A 13020-nucleotide genomic window follows, 5' to 3' on the forward strand; every position below is an offset into this window, starting at 1 on the left:
ATTAATGACCAAAAGCTGCGGCTGGGTGATCTATCTTGCCATCGCCATAACTGCGTATCACCTCTGCAATCACTACCTGATAACCATCAAGCCAGTTAGCTTGCGCGGCTTTGGCCTCAAGGTGTTTGGGGTGTTGCATGAGCGTCTGTAAAGCTTCCAAACTTTGCCAGTAGTAAACATTGCAAATGCGACCAGTTGTGCTGTTTTCCCAGCTTTCCTCACCCAAGTATCCTGCCGATTGTTTAGCGATTTCAGCAATCGCTTCATCCAATGCATAAAAGCGCTCGTCATACTGTTTTTTGTCGAAAATAAAAGTGGCTGAGTACATCTAATATCCTTAAAACTAATTAAGTCGAGCTGCCTAAATTAAAACGATAAAATCGTCTATAAACATAAAAAATACTAATCAGTATGAGCGAGTTGACCTTAGCTAGAGTTCTGATTTAGCGCATGGCTTACCAGTGAACATTTCAGCTTCTTCTTCTTTAATTAGAGGAAGCAACCATTTATGAAGATATTCTAGGTTTAGTAATGGCGGAAAGTTGTTCTCAGACCAAGGATCTTGTTGCAGTGTTGCCATAGCAAAGGCCTCACAACTTCGACGTGGATGATGAAAAGATGTTGTTTGTCTGACGTTAGTGAAGATTCCATAATGCTGGCGGACAAAGAAGTCAAACCAACTTTGTTCTATGTCCTCTCGTGGCCTAATGTCTATGATGTCTATTTCTGCTAGCTCTCTAGTTGGATTCTCCATCCAGTTCTTGAGTAAAAGCGAACGTGCTTCGACATCAGTTATAGGTGCACTGTAGCCGAAAATAGTTACAAGATAAGCACTTTGCAGTGCCTGCTGTAACTGCTCCCATTCACTATGGATAAATGGATCAGCCGTATAGTCTTTATGCTTAACTGGAAACAGGAGGTTGCTCGGCCTCATAAGGTTGCCACATACAGAGCACCTTTGTTCAATGAAGCCACTGCGGCGATGTTCTGGACATGCGCCAACTTCAACATTGCCATGTAAAAAAAGAATTTTTGGTAATCGTCGGATAGAGCGATTTCGACGGAATGCTTGAGCTAGGAACGGATCCCAATTAAAAGTTGCAATTACGTCCTTTTCTCGTAAGGATAGTAATAGCAGATCGTAGAGTGTAACTTCCTCTGGCAATTGCATTCCAGCGAAGTAAGCATGGAGTTGATGTTCGAGTGTTCGAAGCAGTTCTGGCTTGACGTTTTCCGATGCTAAGCGGTCATATAAGGATTCAAAGTCCTCATATCCATCATGTACGCCATGTGCTGCCAACAATTCACCAAGGCCTACGATTTCAACAAGATTGCGCATAAGCGGAAGTTTGCGGCCGTTAGCATCACCAGATGGAAAAGCGGCAAGACTGGCACCTGCCCCTAGGATAATCAGGTGCGGAGCATGATTTATTTTGCGTTTTATGTCGAGTGGTGGAAGCGATGGCATTTAATTTCTATCATTCAAGTGAATGTTAAGGTGTGCGATTTTTCAGCCCAGCCTTAATCACATTAGCTAATACGTTTCCATATTTGCTAATGTTCTCAGTTGCTGCGTAGGCATAGCCAACAATCAAACCTTTTTCACGCTTTTCGCCTATGCCATAGTTGGAGAGCGGGTTGACACGTAAACCATGTTCGGCGGCCATAGTAGCTACGCGAACATCATCTACTTCTTGATCGAATTCAACTACCAAGTGTAAGCCAGAGTCGACAGGGGATAACCTGGCACCCACCTCAGCTACCGTAGCCAATGACTTTTGGAGTAATTTACGTCGCTCTGCATAAGTTTGCCGTAAGCGGCGAATATGGTTGGCGAAATGGCCTTCTTCGATAAAGTCAGCCAGAGCCGCCTGAATAACCACTTGCCCTGGGCGTTGTAGCTCATACAGGCCACTTTTAAAACTGGTGACCAGGTTAGGTGGAACAACCAGATAGCCCAAACGAATACCTGGATACATGACCTTTGAGAATGTGCCCATATAGAGCACGCGCGCATTCTGATCCATGCCTTGCAACGAAGAAATCGGGCGGCCTTCAAAGCGGAATTCGCTGTCATAGTCATCTTCGATAATCCATGCTTTGCGGCTTTCAGCATAATCCAGCAGCAAGCGGCGGCGGCCGTAGCTCATTACCATGCCTTTGGGGTATTGGTGAGATGGAGTGGTGTAAATCAGCTTTGGCGTTGCACGAAAATCTTTGGTGCTAGGCGCCATACCTTCGTTGTCGACTGATACAGGATGGAGTTGCAGACCATTCACTTCAAGCACACGCCGCGCGGCCCAGTAGCCAGGGTTTTCTATCCATGCTCGGTCACCATGGTCTGTGAGTAGTCGCGCGCAGAGGTCAATCGATTGTTGTGTGCCTGCGGTAATCAATACCTGGTCAACTGTCAGATTAACGGCGCGCGATACCCGCAGGTATTCTGCAATTGCCATGCGTAGTGGTAAATAGCCACCAGCATGACCGTAATCAAGCAGTGAAGGGTCGGGTGCGCGCCATTGACGATTAAGCAGTCGTCGCCACAGCATGGTGGGGAACTGGGAATAATCATCTTCACCAGGCGTAAAAGGCTGTACCTCATGGCTTTGCCTGTTGAGTGATCCCGCCGCAGCCTTACCTCGTCGCGAGAGGCCGGCATCATCTTGAGGTTTTGGTTCTATAGTAGCTGTAGAAATTGGCTTTTTTGAGAATCCGTCTGGCTGGTTATAGGCGACATAAGTACCACTGCCAGTCTGCGCAGCGACATAGCCTTCATCAAGCAGTTGCTCAAAAGCAGCGAGAATCGTATTGCGTGATACTGATAACTCATCTGAAAGGCTGCGTGTGGAGGGCAGTCGTGTGCCAGATGCCAACACGCCATCCGAAATCGCTTGCCTGATAGCCTCATAAATACGCCTGTGGGTGGGCATGCGTTTGGGGAATTTATTTTGGCTAAGTTGGGTTAACAGCCATTCAGAGAGTACTAATTGTTTCAATGAGGGAATCCTGTTACTGAGTGGCTATAAGATGTATCGTACTTAACTTAAGTGGTTCTATTAGAATAATCTAAATGGCTCTTGTAGCATTACCAATTTGAAGGAATAATACATTCACGAAACCTGTACTGCAATCAAATACCTTGTTTGCATAACCAACACAGAAGTGCGTTATCTAGAATCGGCTACGGCCAAACTATGAAGTCTATAAAACACAAACCAGTGGTGTTGCTACCAGCCGATGTTAAACATCAGGGTGAGCATCCTTTTCACATGGTGGGCCAGAAATATATTCTGGCAGTGGCTGAGGCAGCAGGTGCTTTGCCTTTGCTTCTCCCCTCTATTAGCGAACATATCGATTTGGAAGCGCTGCTAGAAACAGCGGATGGCATTTTGCTGACTGGCGCAGTTTCTAACGTGCACCCCTCGAATTTTGATCAAGAAGTACACAATCCAGAATTACCTTTAGACCCAGCGCGCGACGCGATTACCTTAAACTTGATTCGTGCTGCAGTGACTGCTGGCATTCCATTGCTTGCCATTTGCCGTGGATTTCAAGAAGTTAATGTAGCCTTCGGCGGTAGCCTGCATCAGGCCGTGCAAGAAGTGGCTGGCATGGCTGACCATCGCGAATCTAAAGACTTGCCTATTGATGACCAGTACGCGCCAGCGCATCCCGTTAAATTAGTTGCGAATGGCAAATTAGCCAATATCACAGGCCATGAACAAATCATGGTGAATTCCCTGCATGGGCAAGGGATTGATCGACTAGGTAAAGGATTGATTGCCGAGGCCTTTGCCCCAGATGGCCTGATAGAGGCTGTCAGCGTGGAGAATGCGCCAGCATTTACCTTGGCGGTGCAATGGCACCCTGAGTGGAAAGTGATGGAAAACCCAGTATATTTATCCATCTTTCAAGCTTTCGGCGATGCTTGCAGGGCAAGGGCTGCAGGCCAGATGAAAGCCAGGGGGCGAGCCGCGCCAGATTAGTTGGGAAACCCAAAATCAATTAAGCAAAGATACGAAAAATAATTAAATACAACAGAAAACTAAATAGAACAAAAAGTAGCGGAGTAAAAAATGACAACTGACTGTACCAATTTTAACCATGTAGACATGGATCGATGGCTGACTGAAAACAATGTCACCGAAATCGAATGCCTAGTACCCGATTTAACAGGCGTTGCCCGCGGCAAAATTTTACCTCGGGAGAAATTCACCACAGAGCGCGCCATGCGCTTACCAGAAGCTGTGCTGGGCGTGACAGTCACAGGTGAGTCGCCAGAAGGTCATGCTGGTTACGACAATGTATTCGGCTTTACCGATAAAGACATGGTGTTATTACCAGACCCAACCACGGTGCGCCTGGTTCCTTGGGCTGTTGACCCCACTGCGCAGGTGATTATGGATTGCGTAAATCATGACGGCTCACCGATTGACTTTGCCCCGCGCAATGTACTGCGCCGCGTTGCTGGCCTATATAAAGACATGGGTTTGACGCCGATTGTAGCGCCTGAGTTGGAGTTTTATCTGTTAGCCCGCAACACAGACCCTAACTTACCACTCACACCGCCAATTGGCCGTAGCGGCCGCTCTGAAACCAGCCGCCAGTTATATAGCATTGATGCAGTGAATGAATTCGACCCACTGTTTGAAGACATCTATGACTATTGCGGAATTATGGGCTTGGAGCTGGATACGCTGATTCACGAGTTCGGTGCAGGGCAAATGGAGATCAACTTTTTGCACGACGAGCCGATGCTGCTCGCCGACAAAGTATTCTTTTTCAAGCGCACACTACGTGAAGTCGCCATGCGCCATAACATGTATGCCACGTTTATGGCGAAACCGATGGAGCGCGAGCCTGGTTCTGCCATGCACATTCATCAAAGCGTGATCAATACCAAAACCAAGCAAAACATCTTCAGCAATGAAGACGGCACTGCATCACCACTATTTTTCAACTATATCGCTGGCCTGCAAAAGTACCTGCCTGCGGCAATGGCCATCTTGGCGCCTTACGTCAACTCATACCGCCGCATTGTGCGCGATGGCGCTGCACCTATCAATATTGAGTGGGGTTATGACAATCGCACGGTTGGCATCCGCGTGCCGATTTCTGACCCAGATGCACGCCGTGTTGAAAACCGCGTAGTGGGCGCAGATGCTAATCCATACCTAGCGATGGCGGTCACCCTTGCTTGCGGTTATCAAGGAATTATTGAGGAGCTGCAACCAACAGAAGTGACCACAGGTAGCGCCTATGCCTCTGATTACCAACTACCACGGGGCTTATCAGAAGCGCTGCGTGTGCTTGAAAATGCAAAACCATTACATGACGTGTTAGGAAAAAATTTCATCGACGTATATCTGGCAGTGAAAGAGACCGAACACGACGAATTCATGCGCGTGATCAGCCCGTGGGAACGCGAGCATTTATTGATGCATGTGTAAGCGATTAATTGACAGCGAATTATTAAGAATTGAGAACGCGATGACGACGACCAGTGAAATTCAAGCCACAGACTCAGCACACTATATGCACCCATTTACTGACCATAAAGGTCTGGCGGGCAAGGGTGCACGCATTATCACCAAGGCTGATGGCATTCATATCTGGGATTCTGAAAACAAGAAAATCTTTGATGCCATGTCTGGCTTGTGGTGCGTCAATGTTGGATATGGCCGTCAAGAGCTTGTGGATGCGGCTACCAAGCAAATGCAGGAGTTGCCTTATTACAACAGCTTTTTCCAGACCACTAACGTGCCTGCAGTGAAGCTGGCAGAACGCATTGTCGGCTTGGCAGGTGATAATTTTTCACATGTGTTTTTCAGTAGCTCTGGCTCGGAATCCAACGATACGAACATCCGTATGGTGCGCCATTACTGGGCAACATTAGGCCAGCCAGAGCGCAAAGTCATCATCAGCCGCAACAATGCATACCATGGCTCTACCATGGCGGGTGCTTCACTTGGCGGCATGAGCGGCATGCATGCGCAAGGTGGCTTACCAATTCCTGACATCGTCCACATTGAGCAGCCTTATCACTACGGTCTTGCGCCAACCAAAGATAAAGATGCTTTTGGTTTGGAAGCCGCGGGCTGGCTCGAAGCCAAGATTCTTGAAATTGGGGCTGATAAAGTCGCTGCGTTTATTGGCGAACCAGTGCAAGGGGCTGGCGGCGTGATTATTCCCCCTAAAACCTATTGGCCAGAGATCCAGCGTATCTGTGACAAATACGGCATTTTGCTGATTTGTGATGAAGTGATTTGTGGCTTTGGCCGTCTTGGCAAATGGTTCGGCTCAGAGTTACTCGGCGCTAAACCAGACCTCATGACATTTGCCAAAGGCGTCACTTCTGGCTACTTGCCACTGGGCGGTGTAGTGATAGGCAAACGTGTGGCCGATGTGCTGATTAATCAGGGTGGCGAATTCAATCACGGCTACACCTATTCGGGTCACCCTGTTGCTTGTGCTGTGGCCCTTGCCAATATTGATATCATTGAAAGCGAAGGCTTGGTAGATAAGGTGCTAAAAGAAACAGGGCCTTATCTTGCTGAACGCTATGCTGAGCTTGCTAATCATCCACTTGTCGGTGGAGCAGAAACTTGTGGTTTAGTCGCTGGTTTTGCCTTGATGAAAGATAAAGTAAACCATATCCCGTTTGATGAATCGCTAGAGGTAGGCATGATATGCCGTAATCACAGCTTCGCTAACGGCTTGATTATGCGAGCCGTTGGTGACCGAATGATTATTGCGCCGCCACTGTGCATTACCAAAGCGCAGATTGATGAAATGATGGTATTGATTACCGAAACACTAGATGCAACACTTGCAGACGTCACCAAGAATGGCTGGATGCATGACGATGCACCAAAAGTCGCTTACTCCTGATGATGTAATGGATTGATGCACCAATTAAGCATGTGTTATAGATTTAAAGACGCTAAATTCAATGAATTAGGGCGCTAATGAGGTGATTGATTCGGCATAAAAATTGCTCGAATTATAGGCAAAAAGCAGGCTAGTCAAACTGTTATTTGTTGTGATTACAGTTTGGATTTGCACTGAAATAGTGGCTAGTATCAAGCACAAGTTTTTAAAGTTCTCGAGAGCTGGTTAGGGATGGCGAGCTTGTATTATTCTATGTCGGCTTAATGCTAATGTTGTGCGTTAAGGCTAATGCAGCACATTAAGAAAAGACCTTAGGTTAAATCTTAAGGTTCTTGACACTTTTATCATCTATTTTGAAGGAGCACTTAGTATGATTTCACACTCTAAAAAACGGCTACCAAACAAGAAGCAGCTGATTGCCGTGATTGCCGCTGCCATTACTGGCCTAGGCATGATTTCAAGTACCTGGGCAGCAGAAGAAAAAATCCTCAACATCTATAACTGGTCTGATTACCTCGCTCCGGACACCATTCCTAATTTTGAAAAAGAAACTGGTATCAAAGTACGTTACGACGTATTCGACAGTAACGAAATTTTGCATGCCAAACTGGTAGCCGGTAAAACCGGTTACGACATCGTAGTGCCATCATCTAACTGGGCTAAATTGCAAATTGAAGGTGGTTTGTTCCAGAAGCTGGATAAATCACAGTTGTCTAACTACAAAAATCTAGACCCCAATATCATGGGACAAATAGCGAAGCTGGATCCAGGTAATACTTACTTGGTGGATTGGTTGTGGAGCTATGATACGGTTGGTATCAATGTAGATAAAGTTAAAAAAGCGCTAGGGGACACGCCTATGCCTGACAATATTTGGGATCTGGTATTCGACCCTAAATATGCTTCAAAACTTAAATCATGTGGTATCAATTTCCTAGATACAGCTTCAGATATATTCCCTATTGCATTGAATTATATTGGTAAAGATCCATACTCAAAAGATCCTGCTGATTATCAAGCAGCTTATGACATGCTCAAAAAAGTGCGTCCGTACATCAAGAAGTTCAACTCTGGTGGTGAAATCGAGGAGATGGCAAGCGGTGGTTCTTGTGCATCGCTCGGCTGGGCTGGCGACTTCAATTTGGCGCGTAAACGCTCAATTGAAAACAAGTCTCCACAAAACATCGTTGCTTTAGTGCCTAAATCAGGCGGGCTGCTATTTATGGACACGATGGCAATTCCTGCAGATGCAAAACATCCTGAGAATGCGCATAAGTTCATCAATTACATATTGAGGCCGCAAGTGCACGCTGGGTTAACCAATGCTGTTACTTATGCAAACCCTAATAAGGCTGCGACCCAGTACGTAGACCCTGAAATCAGGAACAACAAAAGCATCTATTTACCTGACGATGTTGTATCCAAGATGATTCCTCCAGGAAACGTAGACAACGCAACACGTCGTACCATGACTCGCTATTTCACACGTTTTAAAACAGGTGTTTAATATTTAAGTTGTATACGCAAAACACTGGCGAAAAAAATCAAAACCAGTGTTTTGCAGCTAGTTGTTGAATTGGTAAAGCAATCTCTAGTAATTATTGATAAGGGGTATCTATGACTTCAGCTGCAGCCGCCAACCCGGCAAGAACTAATCCAGTAAGGAAATTAAAACCTGAGGAATTATTGCGGGTTGAAGGAATTACCAAGGTGTATGACGGCTCAGTCAAGGCGGTGGACAATATATCGCTTACAGTCTCTACAGGTGAGATTTTTGCCTTATTGGGAGGCTCTGGCTGTGGCAAGTCCACGCTCTTGCGCATGCTGGCTGGATTTGAAACGCCTACTAATGGCAAGATATTTTTGGCAGGTAAAGATATTACCAACCTGCCACCTTACAAACGCCCCATTAACATGATGTTCCAGTCTTATGCCTTGTTTCCCCATCTTACAGTGTGGGAAAACATTGCTTTCGGATTGCGCCGTGATGACATGGCCAAAGAAGATATCGCTGAACGTGTGGAATCAATGCTCAGTTTGGTACAACTGGAAAAGTTCGCCAAGCGTAAACCACACCAGCTTTCTGGCGGCCAGCAACAGCGTGTGGCATTAGCCCGTAGTCTGGCAAAACGCCCTAAATTATTGTTGCTTGATGAACCCTTAGGCGCTCTGGATAAAAAACTGCGTGAAAAAACCCAGCTTGAGTTGGTGAATATTATTGAGGAAGTGGGCGTTACCTGTGTCCTAGTCACTCATGACCAAGAGGAGGCCATGACTATGGCATCGCGCATTGCGGTGATGAGTGAAGGCAGCTTTCTGCAAGTCGGTTCCCCAGATGAAGTGTACGAAATGCCTAACAGTCGTCAGGTGGCGGACTTTATCGGTAACGTGAATATTTTCGATGGCGTGATTGAGGTCGATGAACCTGACCATGTCACTGTCCGCTGTGAAGAGTGTGTGCATTATGTAGGGCATGGTATTAGTGGGAATACGGGCATGTCAGTAGGGGTGGCATTACGGCCTGAGAAAATATTATTAACGAAGGAAAAGCCTGAAGGCGAATTTAACTGGTGCGCAGGCGAAGTGATTGAAATTGTTTACTTTGGCGCGCATACCACTTATCACCTTAAGCTTGATAGTGGTCTGGTAATTAAGGCGCAGGAGCTGAATAACACGCGTGACCTGAGCTGTGGCCTGACGTGGGGCGACCGAGCATATGCGCATTGGAATGACATGGCAATGGTCGTTTTGACTCAATAAATTGACATCAAGCCCATTGAATTAAATCCAGCCACAAGGAACCAGTAATGAGCAAAATTTTAAGTTACCTGCGTAGTTACCGTCACGGACGCCAGTTCGTGATTAGTGTGCCGTATGTCTGGTTTATATTATTAGCCTTAGTACCGCTGATGATTGTGCTCAAAATCAGCTTGTCTGAAATGGAAGACACATCAGTATCTAGCATGATCAGCTGGGTGCAGGGCTGGCCTACTATCAAGCTCAGTTTTGGCAGTTACATATTCCTGACGACTGACCCGCTTTATTTCCAGACGTACATGTCTTCAATCAAGTATGCGCTGATCACTACCGTCATATGCTTGATCATAGGATTTCCATTCTCATACTTTATGGCGCGCTCACCCAAGCATTTACAGCCGATGCTGCTCATGCTCATCATGCTGCCATTCTGGACCTCTTTTTTGCTGCGCATTTACGCATGGAAAACCCTTCTGGTTAACAACGGCGTGATCAATAATATGCTGATAGCACTAGGTATCATCCAAGATCCCTTGCCGATGATGAATACCCCATTTTCATTGGTCATAGGCATGGTTTACTCTTACTTGCCATTCATGATACTTCCGCTTTATTCAAATCTATCCAAGCTCGATTTGCGTTTTCTTGAGGCCGCGGCAGACCTTGGTACCAGTCCATTCAAGGCATTCTGGCTCGTTACGATACCGCTTTCCAAAGCCGGCATCATTGCAGGCTCCATGCTGGTATTCATTCCAGCGGTGGGTGAGTATGTGATCCCCGAGCTGTTGGGTGGGCCGGATACCCTGATGATCGGTCGCGTGCTATGGGATGAGTTCTTTAGCAATAACGACTGGCCGATGGCGTCAGCAGTGGCCGTGGTGATGATCCTGTTGATATTGTTGCCGATGGCGCTTTTCAATAAATACCAGTCTGATCAAGCGGAGGTAAAAGCATGAACAAGGCCTTCGGTAAAGTTTGGATGATCGCCATTTATGTATTTTTATATCTGCCTATCATCACGCTAGTCATCTACTCATTTAACGACTCGCCACTGGTCACTGTGTGGTCGCATGCCAGCGTGAGATGGTATATCTCGCTGGCGAACGATGACGTGCTGATTTCCGCTTTGGGCTTATCACTTAAAATATCGTTCCTATCCGCGTTGATTTCCGTGTTTTTTGGCACGTTTACCGCGTTTGCCTTACACCGCTATAAACGCTTTATGGGGCGTACTCTATTATCATCAATGGCGAGTTCCCCTCTGGTCATGCCGGACGTCATTGTGGGGCTCTCCCTTTTGCTGATGCTAGTTTCTCTGCAGCACTGGCTTGGGTTTCCAGAACGCGGTTTGTTTACTATTCTATTAGGGCATTCCTTATTGGGGACGGCCTATGCTACGGTAGTGATCAGCTCGCGGCTGAGGGAAATGGATGGCAAGCTGGATGAGGCTGCCATGGATTTGGGCTGCCAGCCTTTTCAGGTATTCAAACTGGTAACCTTGCCTCTGTTACTACCTGCGATGGTTTCAGCATTCCTGCTAACGTTCACGCTTTCATTTGATGATGTAGTGTTGTCTTCATTTCTTTCGGGCCCTGGCTACTCAACTTTGCCCATGGTCATATTTTCACGTGCGCGTTTGGGTTTGAATCCTTCCATTAACGCAATTGCTACGGTCACTATTACCGTGGTGACCATTGCCGTGATTGCTTCAAGCTTTTATCAATCTCGTGCTGAAAGAAAACGCAAATTAGAGGTGGCACAGGCTTATAGCGATGCCAATCAATAATAGGCCATCGCAATTAAAACCAACCCAGATGTATTAACTATTTGGTTTTTCATCTGGCATTAATTGCGTTATACATTCACTTCATAAAAGCTATTCATCAATCGTAAAAAGTTCAGGGAAACTCATGTCTTTGCAATTAAATCACCCAACCCTATTAAAGCAAGCTGGCTGTTTATTGGCAGGGCAATGGGTGGCTGCAGATTCAGGTGAGACATTTGCCGTCACAAACCCAGCGAATGGCGAAATCATTACGCAAGTACCCATGATGGGGCGTGCAGAAACTGAACGTGCGGTTGTTGCAGCTCAAGCAGCACAGAAATCATGGAAAGCGCTTACTGCAAAACTACGGTCGGCCTATCTTGAACGCTGGTTCGACCTCATCATGTTGCACCAAGAAGACTTGGCCAAGTTACTGACAGCAGAGCAGGGCAAGCCATTAGCCGAGGCGCGTGGTGAAGTGGCTTATGGCGCGAGTTTTATTGAATGGTTTGGCGAAGAGGCCAAGCGTGTTTATGGTGAAGTAATTCCGTCACCTATGAATGACAGACGTTTGCTTGTGATTAAGCAGCCGATAGGAGTCACTGCTGCGATTACGCCCTGGAATTTCCCGATTGCGATGATCACGCGGAAAGCTGCACCAGCATTGGCAGCTGGCTGCACCATGATTATCAAGCCTGCAGAGCAGACGCCATTGTCAGCCTTTGCACTTGGCGTGTTAGCTGAGGAGGCGGGTATTCCGGCAGGTGTATTGCAGATTATTACTGGCGATGCCCGAGAGATAGGCGCAGTGCTATGTGAAAGCCCGATTGTCACCAAGCTTTCATTTACTGGCTCTACCGAGGTTGGCCGCATTTTAATGCGGCAATGCGCAGATACCATCAAGAAGCTATCGCTCGAACTCGGTGGTAATGCACCTTTTATTGTGTTTGATGATGCTGACCTAGATGCCGCCGTTGAAGGGGCTATGATTAGCAAGTTCCGCAATGCAGGCCAGACTTGTGTATGTGCCAACCGTCTGTTTGTTCAAGATGGTATTTTTGATGCTTTCGCCAAAAAACTGAGTGCCAAAGTCAGCCAGCTTAAAGTGGGTGAAGGTACATTGGCCGAAGTCACTCAAGGTCCATTGATTGATGACGCAGCGATTGAAAAAGTAGAAAGTCATATCGCGGATGCTGTTGCTAAAGGCGCTAGCCTGATACAGGGTGGCAAGCGTCATGCACTAGGCGGTACATTCTTCGAGCCTACAGTGCTTGCTGATGTAAGCCCCAGTGCCATGATTTTCCGGGAAGAAACCTTTGGGCCAGTCGCGCCACTATTTCGTTTCAAAACCGATGATGAAGTGATTGAACTGGCGAATCGTACTGAATTCGGCCTTGCGGCTTATTTCTTCAGCCGAGATATTGGCCGTATATGGCGGGTAGCAGAAGCACTTGAGTATGGCATGGTTGGGGTCAATACAGGCATGATCTCTAATGAAGTTGCGCCATTTGGCGGTGTGAAACAGTCAGGCCTGGGGCGCGAAGGCTCGCACCACGGTATTGATGAGTATCTGGAAATTAAATATGTATGTATGGCAGGGATTTAAG

11 protein-coding genes are annotated in these 13020 nt (G+C 46.8%); 8 read left to right on the forward strand and 3 right to left on the reverse strand.

Annotated features, from left to right (window positions below):
- Position 1: 1 nt before the first annotated feature.
- The 3 genes from ZMTM_RS06660 to pdxR all read right to left on the reverse strand — a co-directional run bounded on the left by ZMTM_RS06660 (position 2) and on the right by pdxR (position 2996).
- Entirely contained in the window at positions 2-328 is a 327-nt protein-coding gene (locus tag ZMTM_RS06660; RefSeq protein WP_221765488.1) for an antibiotic biosynthesis monooxygenase family protein, read from the reverse strand.
- Positions 329-430: 102 nt separating this feature from the next.
- Complete coding sequence (locus tag ZMTM_RS06665; RefSeq protein WP_221765489.1) at positions 431-1468, reverse strand: hypothetical protein; 1038 nt, start codon at positions 1466-1468, stop codon at positions 431-433.
- A gap of 25 nt (positions 1469-1493) precedes the next feature.
- Positions 1494-2996 carry a MocR-like pyridoxine biosynthesis transcription factor PdxR gene (gene pdxR, locus ZMTM_RS06670; protein ID WP_221765490.1) on the reverse strand — a complete coding sequence of 501 codons (1503 nt, stop codon included), beginning with the start codon at positions 2994-2996 and terminating at the stop codon, positions 1494-1496.
- Positions 2997-3194: 198 nt separating this feature from the next.
- On the opposite strand from pdxR, the gene ZMTM_RS06675 reads away from it, so the two are divergent.
- The 8 genes from ZMTM_RS06675 to ZMTM_RS06710 all read left to right on the forward strand — a co-directional run bounded on the left by ZMTM_RS06675 (position 3195) and on the right by ZMTM_RS06710 (position 13019).
- Positions 3195-3986: a gamma-glutamyl-gamma-aminobutyrate hydrolase family protein gene (locus tag ZMTM_RS06675; protein WP_221765491.1), complete on the forward strand. Its 792-nt coding sequence runs from the start codon at positions 3195-3197 to the stop codon at positions 3984-3986.
- 90 nt (positions 3987-4076) lie between these two features.
- A complete protein-coding gene (locus tag ZMTM_RS06680) occupies positions 4077-5450 on the forward strand; it encodes a glutamine synthetase family protein (RefSeq protein ID WP_221765492.1) in 1374 nt (457 codons plus the stop codon).
- Between the two features lie 40 nt (positions 5451-5490).
- Positions 5491-6891, forward strand: a complete 1401-nt coding sequence (locus tag ZMTM_RS06685) for an aspartate aminotransferase family protein (protein ID WP_221765493.1) — start codon at positions 5491-5493, stop codon at positions 6889-6891.
- Positions 6892-7261: 370 nt separating this feature from the next.
- Complete coding sequence (locus ZMTM_RS06690; RefSeq protein WP_221765494.1) at positions 7262-8398, forward strand: polyamine ABC transporter substrate-binding protein; 1137 nt, start codon at positions 7262-7264, stop codon at positions 8396-8398.
- 110 nt (positions 8399-8508) lie between these two features.
- Positions 8509-9651 carry an ABC transporter ATP-binding protein gene (locus ZMTM_RS06695; RefSeq protein ID WP_221765495.1) on the forward strand — a complete coding sequence of 381 codons (1143 nt, stop codon included), beginning with the start codon at positions 8509-8511 and terminating at the stop codon, positions 9649-9651.
- Positions 9652-9698: 47 nt separating this feature from the next.
- Complete coding sequence (locus tag ZMTM_RS06700; protein ID WP_221765496.1) at positions 9699-10604, forward strand: ABC transporter permease subunit; 906 nt, start codon at positions 9699-9701, stop codon at positions 10602-10604.
- Positions 10601-11434 carry an ABC transporter permease gene (locus tag ZMTM_RS06705; RefSeq protein WP_221765497.1) on the forward strand — a complete coding sequence of 278 codons (834 nt, stop codon included), beginning with the start codon at positions 10601-10603 and terminating at the stop codon, positions 11432-11434. The genes ZMTM_RS06700 and ZMTM_RS06705 overlap by 4 nt, the downstream gene beginning before the upstream one ends.
- A 124-nt stretch (positions 11435-11558) precedes the next feature.
- Positions 11559-13019 carry an NAD-dependent succinate-semialdehyde dehydrogenase gene (locus tag ZMTM_RS06710; RefSeq protein ID WP_264081923.1) on the forward strand — a complete coding sequence of 487 codons (1461 nt, stop codon included), beginning with the start codon at positions 11559-11561 and terminating at the stop codon, positions 13017-13019.
- Position 13020: the final 1 nt, after the last annotated feature.

This window comes from Methyloradius palustris (genome assembly GCF_019703875.1).
Classification (GTDB): Bacteria; Pseudomonadota; Gammaproteobacteria; order Burkholderiales; family Methylophilaceae; genus Methyloradius; species Methyloradius palustris.